The organism is Synechococcus sp. ROS8604, assembly GCF_014279655.1.
Taxonomy (GTDB): Bacteria; Cyanobacteriota; Cyanobacteriia; order PCC-6307; family Cyanobiaceae; genus Synechococcus_C.
Map to the genome: position 1 here is coordinate 1471923 of NZ_CP047946.1, position 15589 is coordinate 1487511.

The following is a 15589-nucleotide window of genomic DNA, read 5'->3' on the forward strand; positions in this document are numbered from 1 at the left end:
GGTGTGGGCGGTGATCGATGATTCACGCCATTGACCCTCAAAAACCGTGCCCTCGGCCCATCGGAATCTGCTGAAGCGACTGGCGGTCGATCTGGCCGCTCTGTGCAGCAATCCGAACGATCTCGATCATGCCTTCGACCTTCTGAATGCCACCTACAGCACGGATGTGGCTCAAGCCGCTCGAGACCGCTTGAAGGCTGATCCTTCCATCCAGGCGCTTGTGAAGGATCAGTACTGGGGGCATTGGCCTACCGCGAAGGAGCTTGTGGACCTGCCCGCGGGATCCCTCGGGCATGTGTACGGGTTGTTTTTGACCTCTCAGGGACTGAGCGAGCTCCCCGCACCGGAGCTATCGAAAGAGATGGCCAGTGATGACACCTACTTGCAGCTGCGCATCCGCTACACCCACGATCTCTGGCATGTGATCGCTGGTTTGCCGATCACAATGGCGGGGGAAGCTGCCGCCAACGGTCTTACCACCGAACAGCTGCGCTGGCCAGGTAGTGCTCTCCTGATTGCTGCGGATCTGGTCCATCGCGTCAGCGATGCAGACGAGGTTACAGCGGTTGACGTGGGTGTGGCGATTGCCTACGGCCTCAACCTGGGGGCGACAGCGCAACCGCTTCTGGCCCAGCGCTGGGAGGAGGGCTGGGAAACCCCCCTACAAACCTGGCGGGACGCGTTGGGGATCCGCGCGCTTCTACGCCAAAGCCCCTTTCCATTGCTCACAGGCGAGAACCCGCGCAGCTGACTCTGCCTAGCTCTTCAGCGAGTGCAAGACAACGCACACGCATGGAGCGTGGTGCAGGCTGCGATGTCGGCAGGACTGCTGATCGTGAGCGGGTGAGTCACTGCGCTGACGCGCCCAAACAGCAGCGGATCGCTCGGAAGCGGCAGCCGCCGGGCCAGCTCCTGCCTTAAGTGGAAGGGGTCTTGGCTGTAGAGCAGGGTCAGATGCGGATCCAGCCGGTAGCCGAGCTCAGCCCCTGAACGACGACGCAACTGGTTGAACCAGGGATGCAGTTGCGTCATCGCCTCGGCGTTGAAGCGCAGCACAAGACTCTGGGTGAACAACAGGCTCGCTTCGATGGCATTGGGCCTGAGCCGAACAGGTTGACGACAATCGGCAAGTTGCTGAAGTTGAGCGATGACCTGCTCCTGGCTGACGCCATGCTCTCCATCGAGATGCTCGCTGTAGAGCGTGATGTGCGGAGGCAATCTGCAAGCCACAAGCGCCTGGCTGGCCAGCGCCGAGAGTTGATCCAACACCGCCTGGGCCTCCGGGGCAGGGAGCAGCCAATAGGACACGGCTTGCGGAGACGTCATGCTGATGTCTGATCCCTCAGCGGTGTGATTCTCGTCCCAAACAGTCAGGCTGGAGGGCAGCATCGCCCGACGCTGCTGGATGGCGTGGCGATCGGAGTGTTGGCTCTCCAGGCAGGTAGCTCAATCCGCACGGCCACGTGCAGTTCCTGACCAAACTTCAGGTTAGGACGTTTCCAATTTCCAAAGGCCGTTTGCGGTAAGTCGTTGAGACCATCCCTTGGTCATGGGAAAGCCTCACCACAAGGGAGGGGCTTTCGGGGATGTGGCGATCGCTGTTGGGGCGGTGTGACGTCTTGCTCTTGTCCCTCACCGTGCCTTCACGATGGCCCGGCTGGCAGCTTGGATCTGTGTGCTGCATCTATGCAGCACATCTGCTCTAATTGATCGATCCGCTGCTTGGGCGATGTCTGTCTCGGCTCCCTTCAAGGCCAATGCCCGGCTTTCGGTGACACCCACCGCGCCGGCCCATGGCGTGTTGCTCTGGGCCTGGGCCGAAGTGACGGGCCGCTCCATGTCTGGCCTTGCAGCGATGCTGCTGGAAAACGGCATCACCCAGGCACTGCGAGACGGTGATGTTCCGAAGGAAGCGGTGCAGGCCATGGAGCGCTATCAGTCGGCTCAGGCCGTGCGGATGGAGGAGGAGTTTCAGGCCTTCATGGCCGTGGAGGGGCATCCTCCCGCAAAGAGTCGCAGAACTGCAGCAGAATTGCTGCAGATGCTCGAGCCGCGTTTGCAACCGAAGCGGCTGCGTCATCTCTTGCAGAACGCGACGCCTGAGCTGCGCCAGGCCCATAGCGACCTTGCTGACGACGACTTCAAGGCGATGGTGCTGATGGCACTGGATGAAGGTGTGGAGCTGTCGGCGGATTGATCCGGCACCCAGATGGCAGCAGTGGCATCACCAAGCCCGGTAGTGCGGCCTTCGAGGTGTTCGATGCCGATCCAGGCGCAGATCAGGGCATCAACCCTGCCTTAAATGAGGCCAGCGTTCTTCAAATCGCCGTTAAGCCACTTAATGATCATCAGTCGTTGTTTTTGTTTGAGCCCTCAGGTCTGCTTCTGAGCTTCTGATTCGAGCGTTCGAATGGCGCTTAATAAGCCGGGCAACGCGTCCTGGCAGATCAGCAACACCTGCTCCGCATCGAGATCGAAGTACTGGTGAGCGATCACATCGCGAAACCCCATGGCACCCTTCCAGTCGATCTCCGGGAAGTTGGTGGAGAGCAGGCCTGGTTTCAGTTTCTCCAGCCGCTTTAAGGCCTCACCGGCTGCCAGGAACTGCATGCAGATCACATCTAGGCGATCTTGGCCATCCTCTTGATCCAGCAGAGAGGGGTCCGCGAGAATGGTTCAGCCTTGCGTGCGATCCTCTCCAGTGCCTCCCGCAGAGGGGTGAGCAACAGAAGCCGATCAGCCATCATGCGCTGATGCCATCCTGCAGGATGGCGCGCTTCAGGGCGGGGTTCATGCCCTCACGCAAACGCACGAGATCCACCGGGCGCTTCAGTAGCTCTTCCAGTTCCTGCTTGAGATGCACGGTGGCGTAAGGGGTGAGGGGATCCAATTCGACCCACACATCCACATCGCTGCTCGACGTGGCCTGGTTGCGGGCGGTGGAGCCAAACAGGCCGATGCGTTTGAGTTGGTAGCGCTGCCGCCAGACGCCTTGGCGTTCACGCAGGAGTGGAAGCAACTGTTCGGGGTTGAGCGCGGGCAGGGGCGATGAGCTGTTCATGACGCCTGTCCTCTCCATTCAGTATCGGCTGGTTGAGCGGTTTTGTCGTTCACCTGGTTGACGCATTCGGTTTGTGATGGGCCTCACTCTGAATGAGTGGTTGGTCAGGGACTGCGGCACGCAGATTGCGGCGGTGTCATCCCCGAGACCAACGGTTCGGCCTTCGAGGTGTTCGATGCCGATCCAGGCGCAGATCAGGGCATCGAGCATGTCTTCCACGGGCTTGAGCGACGAGAGCGTGCTCACCTCATGGGGTTGGGGCAGGGTGAGAGGGATGGCGCTGAACTCAGCGAGCAGACGTTTGACCCGCTCAGCAATCGGAGGCCGCTCCGCCCTCCAGTACTGAGCCGAGCGGCTCACCTTGTAAGGCACGCGGTCGTTGCGGTTGAGCAAGGTCAGCAGGGCCACATGGGGATAACACTCGATCAGGGCCGGCCCTTGGAGATGGGGTGTTGTGGTGTGCAGGGGAACGCCGAGCTCGGCGAAGCGTTCGCGCAATTGATCGGCGATGGCACCGGCGCGCCGGCTGGTGATCGTTGTTGTTGCCAGGGGCATGTCGACCGACACGCAGTCCACGGGTTGCCCCGCCAGTTGATGGCAGGCCTCCAGCAGCGCTTCGGGATCGGGTTCACTGCCCTGGGCTTTCCGGCTTCCATCCCAGGGTTGGCCGGCGGCTAGGGCTAGAAATGCCTCATAACTGGGGGCCAGGGCAAGGCATTGCCAACCCTCAGCGGCCCGTTGCACCAGGGCCACACCACTGGGGTTGTTGGCCGTCCAGGCGGCGTCGATGCCGAGGACTCATCCAGGTGCCATCAGGTTCAAGCCTGATTGAGGAGCCGTGCCACGGTTATTCTCAGATCGGGAAGATCAGTGGAGATGGTGAGCCAGACACGGGATCACTGACATTCAGATATGCGGAGGTGAGCAGATTTCGGAAATCAATGATTTGCCTCCCTTCTGGGATCGCGGCAAAGAGTTGTGGATTTCGCTGTGCGATCACCTTCAGGGCTTCCCCGGTGATGATGAACTCACGCTCACGACTGGCTGTAGCCAGCTTCTTCAATCGTGCTGGTTGCAACCTGAATGGCAGCTGCCGCCTCCAGGGTGTCGCTCAGGTAGGCCCGGGGGTCACGCTGCATAGATCTGCTGCCGGCTGGTCTCGATGGTCTGCTTGAGGTAGGGGTTGCGGACGGCGTCGGCCATGACAAGGTCGACACGCGAAGCCAGGCCAACGCGCAGGTCGTTCAGCAGCGCGAAGTAGGCCTTGTAGAGAGTGGAGGGGTCAAGGGGCTGGACCTCCACCAACAGATCAATGTCGCTTTCTCCAGGCCGGTAATCGGACCTCAGCACGGAGCCGAACACATCCAGCCGCGCCACGTGATGGCGCCGAACTGGGGCAAGGGTCATAGAGCCAGACCGATCTGTTCAGTATCGGCCGAATCAGCAGTCTTCGCAGGCCTAGCTCGCCGCTTTCCGCCAGCAGGTTGGCGACGTCGTTGCTCTCGGCCCCACCAGCGAGATCGGCATAACGCGCCTGGCCGTCATCTCCAGTTCGATCCGCTTTCTGTTGGAAGACATGGGGGGCGAGGAAGCCGGTTGTGTATCAGCCGATGGCGGTTGGCTGTGCTGCTCATGGCATCGGGCTGAGACGGACTCGTTTCAGACCCGTCTTGCCTGGATCAAGCCAGGGCCGCCAGGTCATTGCGATTTGACGGGGCCATGCTCGAGCTCAAATCATCTTCTAATTTGAACCAAGTTTGAAGTTCGTGTGTCTTGCCGACCCGGCTACCCCGCAGGCCCCCGCCTCTCCAGGCGTTGCTGGATCGCTGCGGCGGGCTGCAGGAGACACTGTCGCTGCTCTCCCTCCTGGCCACCTCGGAGGAAGGAGATCGCTATCTGCACTGGGATGAGCTGCGCCATCGCCCAGCCCCGGAGGGGCTGACCCATGAGCAGTGGTGGTTGGCGGAAAAGCTGTCCCGCAGGCTGACGCCTCTGCCGCTTCTGGCGAGTGAAGGCCTGGCCTTCGGCTTTTCGCAGCCGCCTGTACTGCTCAAAGGGCTGCATCAGATCGATATGGAGGCCGGTGCCAGCGTGGTGGCGCCTGAGGCCGTCACCAGGCGCTCCACCCGGGATCGCTACCTGCTGAGTTCGCTGATGGAGGAGGCCATCACCTCCTCACAGATGGAAGGTGCTGCCACGACGCGGGATGTGGCCAAAGCGATGATCCGCAGCCGCCGGCCGCCCCGCGACCGTTCCGAGCGGATGATTCTGAACAACTTCCTGACGATGCAGCGAATCCGGGAGCTTCGCAAGCAGCCGTTGACCCCGCAGCTGGTGTTGGATCTGCACAGGCTGGTGACTGAGGGCACGCTGGATGACCCTGCCGATGCTGGCCGGCTGCGCCCACCCGGCAAGGAGGTGGTGGTGGATGACCTCTACGGAACGGTGTTCCATGTGCCGCCCCCGGCGGACGAGTTGCCGCAGCGGCTGGAAGAGCTCTGCCGCTTTGCCAACGGCGAGACGCCGAAGGTGTTCATCCACCCGGTGGTGCGCGCCATCGCTCTGCACTTCTGGCTGGCTTACGACCATCCCTTCAGCGACGGCAACGGTCGAACAGCTCGGGCGCTTTTCTACTGGGCGATGCTGCAGCAGGGTTACTGGCTTTTCGAGTTCATCTCGATCTCTTCGGTGATCAATCAGGCCAGGGGACAGTACGAGCGTTCATTCCTGCTCAGCGAGAGCGACGACAACGACCTCACCTATTTCCTGCTGGCCCAGGTGAAGGTGATCCTGCAAGCCATCGGCAGCCTGCATTCCTATCTCGAGCGCAAGGCCGGCGAGGTGGGGGCGCTGCAGCAGCGTCTGGAGGGCATGGAGGGGCTGAATCACCGCCAGCTGGAGCTGCTGCGTCATGCCCTTCGTCATCCCGGCTATCGCTACACGGTGCTATCCCACCAGAACAGCCATGGGGTCAGCCATCAGACGGCCCGTAGTGACCTGCAGTCCCTATCGGCCCGAGGACTGCTGATCGCGGGTAAGGATGGCCGGCGAGAGATCTTCCGCGTCCCGGAAGATCTGACGACGCGGCTGCCTGGCTGACTCCCTGGCTGGTTGGGGAACGAGTGTCAGGGCGCCAAGGATCAGCAGCTGTCTCATCTGGTCCGGTGCCTTCGCTCCTGTTGGTCAACTATTCGGGGAATGCGAATCGTGGCCAGGTAAGCCACTTTGATTGAAGGATCCCAATGGCTTCATAACCCCAACCCTTCTGTTCATCACCGGTGTGCTCGCCGGGCTGATCGCTGGCTTCATCCTCAGCCGGGTGTTCAGCAAGGGCCGCAGCAGTGCTGGCTCCGGTGAAGCGCGTTTGCTGGAGGAGCGACTGCTGAAGGCCGACCAGGGCCTGGCGCAATTCAGCCAGCAGTTGGAGCTGCAGAGCAGTGAACTCAAAGCAGCGCAACAACAGGCGCAACAGGCCAGTGAACAGGCAGCGGTGAGCCGCACTCAACTGGAGGGCGTAAGCCAGGAGCGGGATGCGCTCAAGGCCGGCCACGACACCGCCCTGGCAGCGATGGCGGAGGTGGCTGAGAAGCTGCGCAGCCAGGAAAGCCAGACCGAATTCCTGGAGCAGGCCCGCACGGATCTGCTCACCCAGTTCCGCTCCCTGCTCAAGAGCACCAAGGAAACGGTGAGTGAGCCATTCGCCAAGGAGTTGCTGGCGGAAACTACCCGCGATCTGCCCCAACGCAGTGAAGGGCCAGTGGGGGGAGGTGAACCTGCGCCGGATCCTGGAGTTTGTGGGCTTGATCGCCTACTGCGACTTCGACGAGCAGGTGCATGTGGGCCCCGATCGAGAGCTATCTCGATGCGTTGCAGGCCAATGATCAAGCCCAGCGGGATGCGGCACTTACGGATCACTTGAAGAAGGTTCGCAACCACATCGATCTGCTGAGCAAGAAGGATTACGCCGGCAAGCTCAGTGCCCTGGGCCAGGTGGTGGATGGGGTGGTGCTGTTCATCCCGGTGGAAGGTGCCCTGTCGATGGCATTGGAGCGGGATCCGCAGCTGCTGGAGTACGCCTTCAGCAAGACCATCATCCTCACCTTCCCCACCAGCCTGCTGGCGATCTTGAAGGGATTGGCGATGACAATCCAGCAGGCGGAGATTGCCAAAAATATCGATGAGATTCAGGCGCAAGCAGTGGAGCTGCACAAGCGCTTCTCCACCTTTATCGACAAGTTCAACGACATCGGCAACAACCTCACCCGCTTGAACAAGAGCTTCAACGCAGCGGTGGGATCAGCGCAGAGCCGGTTGCTGCCGCAGGGGAGGCGTTTTGCAGAGCTGGCGGGGCAAGGCGGTGAGATTGACCTGAGTGATCCAATCGATGAGGTGGTGCGGGAGATTCAGGCGGGGGAGTGAGGCCTGTGAATGACTGTGGCCTGCATCAAAACCTTGAAGCAAGACATGGCAGATAAATCTCCTTCGATCTCTTTGTTGCTGCCATCAAGTTCAAGCTGGCGCCTTGTTTTTTGATGCCTTGAATCAAAACAGATTCATCGACGCTGCATCAGATGTGTTGTTGAGGTGGGGAGCTGAGAGATCTTCAGCTTTCGCGCTCTCTCTGTCAGCCTGTGAACGTTGGTCAGGGAACTCTCAATCTGGAGGTTGGCTGCAGTCAATGAAGAGCTGGGTGATTCCATACAGACTTTGGATGACTGCTCTGACGGATGGAGCCTGCACGATCCAGTTCGTACGACCGCCTTGCCGCGTACATCAACCAGCGGATGCGGATGTCGCACATCTATCAGCCGCTGATGCTGATGGAGCTGCTCGGAAGAAGCAGCCCTGCACCTGCAGAAGACATCGCCCGGCGGATCCTTGGCGAGGACAGCTCCCAGATCGATTACTACACCGAACGTGTGAAACGGATGGTGGGACGGGTGCTGACCTCCAACGGCATCACGTCTCATGCCGGAGGCGTCTACAGCCTGATCGGCGCGGACGACCTCAGCGAGATCGAGCGGGATGCACTGCTTCAGCTCTGCCGGGAGAAGCTCGATGCCTTCCGCCTGAAGCGCGGTGACGAGGTTTTCGCCCATCGTTCACGCCATCGCACGGCCATCAGCGGATCGATCCGCTATCGGGTGTTCACCCGCGCCAAGGGCCGCTGTGAATGCTGCGGGGCCCATGAGCACCAAGCGGCGCTGGAGGTTGATCACATCATCCCGAAGAATCATGGTGGTTCTGATGACATCTCCAACTTCCAGGCACTCTGTTTCCGTTGCAACGCCGGCAAGCGGGACAGCGACAGCACCGACTTCCGCGGGGTGCTGCAGAGCTATGACCACAGGCAGGAGGGATGCCTTTTCTGTGAACTGCAGAATTCAGATCGGGGGCTGCTGAGGAACGAACTGGCGTTCTGCATCGCCGATGCCTATCCCGTCACCAAAGGCCACAGCCTGGTGATCCCCTGCCGGCATGTGGCGGATGGAATGGAGCTTCATCAGCCCGAGTGGAATGCCGTCACTGCACTCCTGAAGCAGAGAAGGCAGGATCTTGAGATGGCGGATGCCTCCATCAGCGGTTTCAATATCGGCCTGAACAGTGGTGACTCGGCCGGGCAGACGGTGATGCATGCCCACTGGCATCTGATCCCAAGGCGCAAGGGTGACGTGGCTGATCCGCGGGGTGGTGTGAGAGGTGTGATCGCGCACAGGATGAGGTATTGATCGCAGATCAGCTGACCAGTCATCCAGCCCACAATCCTGAAGCTCATCTGCACCCAGCTTCGAACTGCATTCCCAACAAGCAGACGCAGCCAGAATTCCTTCAGGTGGGTCCATTCAGCCCTTGCTTTCGTGATCATTTATCTCGCAACTCGAGAAGAGTTCCTGAAACACGTGCGCGAGCAGCGCATTGAGGAGGAGGTGCGAGAGCGCTTCATAGCGATTACAGGCCACAAAGTCGCCGCAAGCGAGTTTCGAGCTTGGAAGAATTCACTTCAGTGCGTTGGAAACGTATTGCAGTTCGAAGAGATCCCCTCAGAGCTAGGTGTGGCGATCGAATACCGCATTCACAACGCTGCGAAGCGCATCGACCTGCTGCTTTCAGGCTGTGATGCTGTTGGCGAACCAGCTGCGGTGATCGTTGAGCTGAAGCAGTGGGAATCAGTCCAGTCCACTGAGCTGGATGGGGTGGTACGAACCTTCATCGGGAAGGGGCCACGCGAGACCACTTATCCTTCGTACCAGGCCATGAGCTACGGGCAGCTCCTGCGTGGGTTCAATACAGCGGTGGTTGAGCACAAGATTGCTCTGCAACCCTGCGCCTACCTCCACAACTGCACAGATGGCAGCGGCATCACCGATGCCCGCTATCGCCCGTACCTCGATCAGGCACCAGTGTTTCTCCGCCACGACAACGCAGCCATGGCGGCCTTCTTGCAGCGCTGTCTGCAGGTTGGCGATCGGGGTCGCACGATCGAGAGGATCCGCGATGGCAAGGCCAAGCCCAGCCGTCAGCTTGCGGACTCTGTTGAGCGAATGTTGAAGGGCAATGCCGAGTTCGTGCTGATTGACGAACAGAAGGTGGTGTACGAAAAGGCGCTAGGCCTTGCACGACGGCTACGAGAAGGGAGGCACTGTGTGCTGCTGGTGCAGGGCGGGCCTGGAACGGGGAAATCGGTGGTGGCGGTGAACTTGCTGGCTCGGTTGCTGGGCATGGGCCTCAATGCCCGCTATGTGAGCAAGAACGCAGCGCCGCGGGCTGAATATCGCGCCAAGCTCACCGGTTCTCTCCAGAAAGGGGAATACGACAACCTCTTCTGTGGTTCGGCCTGTTTTGTTGGATGTCCGGAGGGCTTTTATGACGCCCTGATCGTGGATGAAAGCTACCGGCTGATGACCAAGACCATCTACGACAAGGAGGGAGAGAACCAAGTCAAGGAGATCATCCACGCCAGCAAGCTGGCGGTGTTTTTCCTTGATGAAGACCAGCGCGTCACCTTCGACGACATTGGGAGTACGGCCGAGATCGAAAAGTGGAGCCAATTCCACGAGGCCGAGTTACATCGTGACGTGCTGCCGTCGCAGTTCCGTTGCAGCGGCTCTGACGGCTACCTGGCCTGGCTGGATTCCACCCTCGGGATACGGGCCACGGCCAATGAGCAGTTGGACCCAGCCGCCAGCTACGACTTCAGGGTTTTTGATGATCCAGTTGAGCTGCATGAGGCGATTCGCAAGGCCAATCACGTCAACCAGGCACGGATGGTGGCGGGCTATTGCTGGAACTGGGATTCAAAAAAATATTCCAGCGCCTGGGACATCACGATCGAGCCCTGGGGCTACCGGGCCCGCTGGAACCTGAGCAAGGACGGCAGTGTGTGGATCATGAAGGCAGGCACTGTGGAGGAGGTTGGCTGCATCCATACCTGCCAGGGCCTGGAGCTGGAGACGATCGGTGTGATCATCGGGCCGGATCTTGCCTACAGGGATGGCCAGGTTGTGACGGTTCCTTCGGCCCGGGCGCGCACGGATCAGTCGTTGAAGGGATACAAGGTGGGCCTGAAACGGGACCCCCAGGCGATCCGCATAAAGGCAGACGCGATCATCCGCAACACATACCGAACGTTGATGAGCCGAGGGACAAAAGCCTGCTGGGTTTTTGCGTGTGACCCTGAACTAAGTGCCTGGCTCAAGCAGATCTCAGAGAAGACCACTGATCTCTGATGCCTGAGCAAAATTTCACACCCGGGCTCTACGACCACCCGCTCAGTGCCGCGATTGACCAGCTCCTGGCCGGTCAGGAGGAATCCTTACATCACCTCCAACCCCTGGATCCCGCCGAGGCGCCCCAGCGCCTGGCCCGCTACTTGCGCCAGCTAAGTGAGACAGCTCTGGCGTCATTGCCGGAGCCCAAGCGGCAACAGCAGCAATTGGCTCTGGTTAACCAGATCGTTGGGTTACTCCAGCAGTACAGCTCTGTCATTGACGCGGGAGATCTGCTGCATCCCAGCGCTCGTCTGCTTCAGGAGCTGCGGGATGCGCCGTTGCTACCGAACGAGACCCCCGTGGACCGGCCCCTCATCTCCCTGGCCGATGGCACCCTGCTGATCAATGCCCCCAGCGAGCCCAGTGTGGGGCTGGCCTTGCAGGCAGAAGTGCCCTCTGCAGATCGCATCGATTTGCTCTGCGCCTTCATCAAGTGGAGTGGCCTGCGGTTGCTGCAGCCGGTGCTCGCCCAGTACCTGGCGTCCGGGCGTTCCCTACGAGTGCTCACGACCACGTATCTCGGCGCCACCGATCGCAAAGCTCTCGACTGGCTTGTGGAGCATGGCGCCGATGTGCGGGTCAGTACCGACACGCGCCGCACCCGGCTCCATGCCAAGGCTTGGCACTTTCATCGCGCGAGTGGAACCAGCACGGCCTACATCGGCTCATCGAATCTCTCCTCTGCAGCCCTGCTCGACGGGCTGGAGTGGAACGTGCGCCTGGCAGCCCTGGAGACGCCGGCAATGGTGGCCAAGTTTCAGTCCACCTTTGACGCTTACTGGGAGGAGGGCGAGTTCGAGTGCTATGCCGCCACGCCTGATCAACAGGATCGAATCGATCACCAGCTCGCTGTAGCCCGGGGCGTGGATGACGCCAGGGACGATTCGGCGCTGGCGTGGTTCAACCTGCTGCCCTACGCCTACCAGCGCGAGATGCTCGAAGCCCTGGGGGCCGAGCGCATGGTCCATAACCGCTGGCATAACCTGGTGGTGGCTGCCACGGGTACGGGCAAGACGGTGCTGGCCGCGTTCGACGTGGCCCGCCTGCACAGCGATTTCCCTGAGCGGTTCCCCGCACCCGAGCCGCCGCCGCTGCTGTTGATCGCTCACCGCAAGGAAATCCTGCACCAGGCCCTGGCCACATTCCGCCAGGTGTTGCATGACCCAGCCTTCGGTGAGCTCTATGTGGATGGCGAACTGCCGCGCCAGTGGCGACATGTATTTGCCTCGGTCCAGTCACTCGCCCAGCTCGATCTTGCCGAGATCCCTCCTGATCGCTTCGCCGTGGTGATCGTGGATGAGTTCCACCACGCGGCAGCCTCGAGCTATCGCCGCTGGCTCGACCACTTGCGCCCTCAGCTTCTGCTTGGCCTCACCGCTACCCCCGAGCGCGCCGATGGGCTCGACGTCCTCTATTGGTTTGGCGGACGTATCGCTGCGGAGCTGCGACTCTGGACCGCCCTCGATCAGGGCTTGCTCGCGCCTTTTCACTACTTCGCTGTCGCTGACGCCACGGACCTCTCCTCCCTGGAGTGGCGCCGGGGTGGTTATGTGCCCGCTGAGCTCAGCAATGTTTACACAGGCGACCATCGTCGCGTCGCGCTGATCCTCAGCGAACTGGAGAAGGCGGTGGCTGAACCGCGACGAATGCGCGCCCTGGGCTTTTGCGTGAGCGTGGAGCACGCCCGCTTCATGGCCGAGCGATTCCGCGCCGTTGGCCTCAAGGCCAAAGCCCTCGACGCGACCACCCCCGGTGATGAGCGCCGGGATGCCCTGCGCCGCCTACAAGTTGGCGAGCTGCAGATCCTCTTTGCCGTGGACCTGTTCAACGAGGGTCTCGACATCCCCTCGATCGACACCGTGCTTTTGCTTCGCCCCACCGAGAGCGCCGTGGTCTTCCTGCAGCAACTTGGCCGTGGGCTGCGCCTTTCGCCCGACACCGGCAAGAGTTGCCTCACGGTGCTCGATTTCATTGGCCAGCAACACCGACGCTTTCGTTTCGACCAGCGCTATCGCGCTCTGCTCGGCTGCACCCGCCGCCAACTGAAGGAGCAGCTTGAGCAGGGCTTTCCGTTCGTGCCTCCGGGCTGTCGGTTGGTCCTTGATCGGGTGGCGAGTGAGCGAGTCCTCTCCAATCTGCGCAAGTGCCTGCCTAGCCGGCGCCCACAGCTGTTGGAGGAGCTCCATACCCTTTCAGCTGAAGGGGTTATCAATGCCGCTAGTGGACTCGCCGATTGGCTTGAGGCGCTCGCGATGGACCCCGTCGATTTCTACGGCATTCGCGGCGTCTCATTCACAGCCCTTCGTCGTGAGCTGGGATGGCTTTGCGATGAGTCCCATCCGGAGGAAGAGCGGCTAAGCCGCTCCATCGGTTCTGGATTGCTCCACGGCGACGATCCTGATCGTCTGCGTGCCCTCGCCGCCGCCATGTCGGAGCCTGCTCCGCCGGATCCGCTCACCATGGGGGTTCGCGAACGCCGACAGTGGTTGATGCTCACGGCCCAGCTATTCGGCACAGGCCGCCAGTGGCGTCCGCTTCTCGATGCCCTGGCTGTGCTTTGGCAGGCCGGCGCATTGCGCGACGAACTGCGCCAGCTGCTTCTCTTCCTTGCTGCCAGGGCCGATCACCGCCTGCACCCACTCCCTTGGGCGCTACCAGTGCCGCTTCGCGTGCACGGGCACTACAGCCGCGCCGAAATCGAAGCGGCGTTTGGCGTCCTCGGTGATGACGCACCGTGGATTCACCGTGAAGGCGTGCTCTGGCATGAACCCAGCCGGTGTGACCTGCTGTTCGTGACACTCAAAAAGAGCGAGGCCCTTTTCTCCCCGTCTACCCGTTATCGCGACCTGGCCCTCGGCCCACGCCTTTTCCACTGGGAAAGCCAAAGCACCACCACGGCTTCCTCTCCTACAGGCCAGCGTTACGTGAGTGGTGGTTCACGGGTGTTGCTCTTTGTGCGGGAACAGCGAAAACAGGGCTCTATTACCGAGCCTTTTGCGTGCCTGGGCTTTGCCGTCTACGAGAATCACGAGGGTGAGCGTCCGATGGCAATTCGCTGGCGGTTGGAGCGCGAGATCCCGGCGGCGTGGTTGCCGATTATGGGTGTGGCGATTTGAGCGGAGCAAGCTGCTCGCGAAATCCTTTATCGCCTGCACTGCCGCGCATCTCGGCGTTGCAGAGCGATGCCTGGTGGATGAACTCCACCCCTTGGGCCATCGCCTCACGGGTGGCGGCGTAGTCGGCTTCCGTTTGCTTGCCAGGCAAACGGGCGATGCGATGCCCTTCCTTCTCCAGTTTCTCGAGCAACACATGCTCATGGCGCAGGCCATCGGCAAACAGCTGCTGATCCAGCTCACTCACCGCTGGCTTGCTGCCTTCAAACAGCTTGCGAGCTTCCAGCTCCTCCCACCAGGCCCCGATCACTGGGCTGATGCTGAACAGCGACAGCTGGCTCGGGGTGATCAGACGCATTGATATGGCCAAGGCATATCAGGTTCATAGAGATCTAACTGTCCCCGACCCGAATGCCCCTTGCTTCAGCGGCGACGTGCTGCTCACGCAAGGACAGATGAGATTGGGGGCGGAGTGAGAAACCGCTCTTTTTTTATGCACAGGCAAAAGAAAACCCCGCCAAAGGCAGGGTCTCTCGGCTTCTCGTTGGGCGTGTTGCCTAGTTTCCACTCCGAGAAGAAGCCCTCCTCACCAAGGAATCATGCCTCAGAAATCTCGCTGAGCAAGCCTCTACGGATCAGTTTGTTGACTGTTCATTGGAATCTTCTAAGGATGTGAACGGCCAACTTCTCACAAGGTTTGGCTCCTCACACCCCCCGAAGAAGGCTTAGTCGCCTTCTTTTTTTATGCCTTGGCTTACCCCCTCTCGGGTGCCCAGCCAGCAGTGCTTTGCAAGTAGTTAATGAATACGATGAATCCATGATCCGCACCACATTCACCACCGCAGCGCTCGCCTTCGCTGCGGCCGTTACATCAGCACCAGCGCAAGCTGAAATCGTCAAGGCTGAGTGCAAGCTCTCCAAGTATGGAGATGCTCCCCTCACTGCAATCTTCCCGTGTGAATTTCGTCAGTCCGCTGGCAACGCGCAGATCTGGAGCAAGAACTGGAACTTTGAATTCCTGGCAGTTGATCAGGGCAAGACTTATGTGCGGATCAATTCCAATCCGCTGTCGTTCCATCGCCTCGGCAAATACAGCCTCTTCGTCTTTCAGAACGGGATGCCCGCTCAAGAGTTCGAGCGCTGATCCATCCTTCGAGACGAAATCGTTCACCCCATCTCTGGAGCCCAACCAGCAGTGCTTTGCCAGGTGCGTGCCCAGAGCTTGCAGATCTTGGTCAGATGTTGGCCCTGCTGCAGTTGCTGCTGCTGGATGTTGCATGCAACCAGCGTGTGGCAGTGCTGATCAACTCCATGCCTGAAGTGCTGACACGCCACGCAAACAAGCGGCAGAGCAGCGATCGCCTGATCTTCATTACCGCCGTCTTCCCACACCAGCGCGCTGACGCTGATCAGTTGGGAGATGTAAGAAACCTGTTTGCCTTTGCGGCGCTGCTCGCGGTGCAGTTCGCAGTGCAGTGCGTCGGTCCACTGCAGGGCCTCGCCGTAGCGGGCAGTGATCATCGATCATCAATCAAAGGTTTCAACGCTGCGAAAGACACTGGATCTCCAAACAGTTTTTTCAAAGGGTTGAGGCTGATGCTGTCTTAATCCGGCAGCTTTCCGGTTGGCACCACCCAAAACTCCCA

General features: G+C 60.5%; 20 protein-coding genes and 1 pseudogene. 10 read left to right on the forward strand and 11 right to left on the reverse strand.

The window, feature by feature from the left end:
* Positions 1-46: 46 nt before the first annotated feature.
* Positions 47-751, forward strand: coding sequence for a Coq4 family protein (locus tag SynROS8604_RS07695; RefSeq protein WP_186543527.1), 705 nt, complete (start codon positions 47-49; stop codon positions 749-751).
* A gap of 14 nt (positions 752-765) precedes the next feature.
* Here SynROS8604_RS07695 and SynROS8604_RS07700 read toward each other — a convergent pair whose 3' ends face one another.
* Both SynROS8604_RS07700 and SynROS8604_RS07705 read right to left on the reverse strand, forming a co-directional pair.
* A complete protein-coding gene (locus SynROS8604_RS07700) occupies positions 766-1389 on the reverse strand; it encodes a 2'-5' RNA ligase family protein (RefSeq protein ID WP_255444932.1) in 624 nt (207 codons plus the stop codon).
* Between the two features lie 94 nt (positions 1390-1483).
* A complete protein-coding gene (locus tag SynROS8604_RS07705; protein WP_186543528.1) occupies positions 1484-1684 on the reverse strand; it encodes a hypothetical protein in 201 nt (66 codons plus the stop codon).
* Positions 1685-1729: 45 nt separating this feature from the next.
* Between SynROS8604_RS07705 and SynROS8604_RS07710 the strand changes: the two genes are divergently transcribed.
* Positions 1730-2197, forward strand: coding sequence for a hypothetical protein (locus tag SynROS8604_RS07710; RefSeq protein ID WP_186543529.1), 468 nt, complete (start codon positions 1730-1732; stop codon positions 2195-2197).
* Complete coding sequence (locus tag SynROS8604_RS07715; RefSeq protein ID WP_186543530.1) at positions 2194-2397, forward strand: hypothetical protein; 204 nt, start codon at positions 2194-2196, stop codon at positions 2395-2397. The genes SynROS8604_RS07710 and SynROS8604_RS07715 overlap by 4 nt, the downstream gene beginning before the upstream one ends.
* Here SynROS8604_RS07715 and SynROS8604_RS07720 read toward each other — a convergent pair.
* The 6 genes from SynROS8604_RS07720 to SynROS8604_RS07740 all read right to left on the reverse strand — a co-directional run bounded on the left by SynROS8604_RS07720 (position 2374) and on the right by SynROS8604_RS07740 (position 4468).
* Positions 2374-2610 carry a DUF86 domain-containing protein gene (locus SynROS8604_RS07720; RefSeq protein WP_186543531.1) on the reverse strand — a complete coding sequence of 79 codons (237 nt, stop codon included), beginning with the start codon at positions 2608-2610 and terminating at the stop codon, positions 2374-2376. The genes SynROS8604_RS07715 and SynROS8604_RS07720 overlap by 24 nt on opposite strands.
* Positions 2611-2621: 11 nt before the next feature.
* Positions 2622-2744: a hypothetical protein gene (locus SynROS8604_RS15780; protein WP_255444933.1), complete on the reverse strand. Its 123-nt coding sequence runs from the start codon at positions 2742-2744 to the stop codon at positions 2622-2624.
* Positions 2744-3061, reverse strand: a complete 318-nt coding sequence (locus tag SynROS8604_RS07725; protein WP_186543532.1) for a nucleotidyltransferase family protein — start codon at positions 3059-3061, stop codon at positions 2744-2746. Before SynROS8604_RS07725 ends, SynROS8604_RS15780 begins: the two co-directional genes overlap by 1 nt.
* A gap of 18 nt (positions 3062-3079) precedes the next feature.
* Positions 3080-3805 carry a DUF429 domain-containing protein gene (locus SynROS8604_RS07730; RefSeq protein WP_255444934.1) on the reverse strand — a complete coding sequence of 242 codons (726 nt, stop codon included), beginning with the start codon at positions 3803-3805 and terminating at the stop codon, positions 3080-3082.
* Positions 3806-3914: 109 nt separating this feature from the next.
* Positions 3915-4124, reverse strand: coding sequence for a hypothetical protein (locus tag SynROS8604_RS07735; RefSeq protein ID WP_186543533.1), 210 nt, complete (start codon positions 4122-4124; stop codon positions 3915-3917).
* 65 nt (positions 4125-4189) lie between these two features.
* Entirely contained in the window at positions 4190-4468 is a 279-nt protein-coding gene (locus tag SynROS8604_RS07740) for a nucleotidyltransferase family protein (protein ID WP_186543534.1), read from the reverse strand.
* Between the two features lie 408 nt (positions 4469-4876).
* On the opposite strand from SynROS8604_RS07740, the gene SynROS8604_RS07745 reads away from it, so the two are divergent.
* Entirely contained in the window at positions 4877-6160 is a 1284-nt protein-coding gene (locus SynROS8604_RS07745) for a Fic family protein (protein ID WP_186543535.1), read from the forward strand.
* Between the two features lie 88 nt (positions 6161-6248).
* On the opposite strand, the gene SynROS8604_RS15785 is transcribed toward SynROS8604_RS07745, so the two are convergent.
* Positions 6249-6803, reverse strand: coding sequence for a hypothetical protein (locus SynROS8604_RS15785; protein WP_255444935.1), 555 nt, complete (start codon positions 6801-6803; stop codon positions 6249-6251).
* 25 nt (positions 6804-6828) lie between these two features.
* Between SynROS8604_RS15785 and SynROS8604_RS15790 the strand changes: the two genes are divergently transcribed.
* The 5 genes from SynROS8604_RS15790 (at position 6829) to SynROS8604_RS07765 (ending at position 13946) form a co-directional block, all read left to right on the forward strand.
* Positions 6829-6942 (forward strand): hypothetical protein, encoded by a 114-nt coding sequence (locus SynROS8604_RS15790; protein WP_255445292.1) that lies wholly within the window; start codon positions 6829-6831, stop codon positions 6940-6942.
* Positions 6896-7480, forward strand: a complete 585-nt coding sequence (locus SynROS8604_RS15795) for a DNA recombination protein RmuC (protein ID WP_255444936.1) — start codon at positions 6896-6898, stop codon at positions 7478-7480. The genes SynROS8604_RS15790 and SynROS8604_RS15795 overlap by 47 nt, the downstream gene beginning before the upstream one ends.
* A gap of 308 nt (positions 7481-7788) precedes the next feature.
* Positions 7789-8790 (forward strand): HIT domain-containing protein, encoded by a 1002-nt coding sequence (locus tag SynROS8604_RS07755; protein ID WP_255444937.1) that lies wholly within the window; start codon positions 7789-7791, stop codon positions 8788-8790.
* 129 nt (positions 8791-8919) lie between these two features.
* Entirely contained in the window at positions 8920-10788 is a 1869-nt protein-coding gene (locus SynROS8604_RS07760; protein WP_186543536.1) for a DUF2075 domain-containing protein, read from the forward strand.
* Positions 10788-13946, forward strand: coding sequence for a DEAD/DEAH box helicase (locus SynROS8604_RS07765; protein WP_186543537.1), 3159 nt, complete (start codon positions 10788-10790; stop codon positions 13944-13946). The genes SynROS8604_RS07760 and SynROS8604_RS07765 overlap by 1 nt, the downstream gene beginning before the upstream one ends.
* Here SynROS8604_RS07765 and SynROS8604_RS07770 read toward each other — a convergent pair.
* Entirely contained in the window at positions 13927-14313 is a 387-nt protein-coding gene (locus SynROS8604_RS07770) for a hypothetical protein (RefSeq protein WP_186543538.1), read from the reverse strand. The genes SynROS8604_RS07765 and SynROS8604_RS07770 overlap by 20 nt on opposite strands.
* 447 nt (positions 14314-14760) lie before the next feature.
* On the opposite strand from SynROS8604_RS07770, the gene SynROS8604_RS07775 reads away from it, so the two are divergent.
* Positions 14761-15087, forward strand: a complete 327-nt coding sequence (locus SynROS8604_RS07775) for a hypothetical protein (RefSeq protein WP_186543539.1) — start codon at positions 14761-14763, stop codon at positions 15085-15087.
* 203 nt (positions 15088-15290) lie between these two features.
* Here the strand turns inward: SynROS8604_RS07775 and SynROS8604_RS15800 are convergent.
* Positions 15291-15464: pseudogene (locus SynROS8604_RS15800) on the reverse strand (phosphohydrolase); the annotation flags it as partial.
* Positions 15465-15589 lie beyond the last annotated feature (125 nt).

Excerpts from the sequence above, each read along its gene's own strand:
- SynROS8604_RS07725 (WP_186543532.1), bottom strand. The coding sequence starts at position 3,061 with ATGAACAGCTCATCGCCCCTGCCCGCGCTCAACCCCGAACAGTTGCTT.
- SynROS8604_RS07710 (WP_186543529.1), top strand. The coding sequence starts at position 1,730 with ATGTCTGTCTCGGCTCCCTTCAAGGCCAATGCCCGGCTTTCGGTGACA.
- SynROS8604_RS15780 (WP_255444933.1), bottom strand. The coding sequence starts at position 2,744 with ATGGCTGATCGGCTTCTGTTGCTCACCCCTCTGCGGGAGGCACTGGAG.
- SynROS8604_RS07765 (WP_186543537.1), top strand. The coding sequence starts at position 10,788 with ATGCCTGAGCAAAATTTCACACCCGGGCTCTACGACCACCCGCTCAGT.
- SynROS8604_RS07755 (WP_255444937.1), top strand. The coding sequence starts at position 7,789 with ATGGAGCCTGCACGATCCAGTTCGTACGACCGCCTTGCCGCGTACATC.
- SynROS8604_RS07775 (WP_186543539.1), top strand. The coding sequence starts at position 14,761 with ATGATCCGCACCACATTCACCACCGCAGCGCTCGCCTTCGCTGCGGCC.
- SynROS8604_RS07705 (WP_186543528.1), bottom strand. The coding sequence starts at position 1,684 with ATGCAGCACACAGATCCAAGCTGCCAGCCGGGCCATCGTGAAGGCACG.
- SynROS8604_RS07700 (WP_255444932.1), bottom strand. The coding sequence starts at position 1,389 with ATGCTGCCCTCCAGCCTGACTGTTTGGGACGAGAATCACACCGCTGAG.
- SynROS8604_RS07740 (WP_186543534.1), bottom strand. The coding sequence starts at position 4,468 with ATGACCCTTGCCCCAGTTCGGCGCCATCACGTGGCGCGGCTGGATGTG.
- SynROS8604_RS07720 (WP_186543531.1), bottom strand. The coding sequence starts at position 2,610 with ATGCAGTTCCTGGCAGCCGGTGAGGCCTTAAAGCGGCTGGAGAAACTG.
- SynROS8604_RS15795 (WP_255444936.1), top strand. The coding sequence starts at position 6,896 with ATGTGGGCCCCGATCGAGAGCTATCTCGATGCGTTGCAGGCCAATGAT.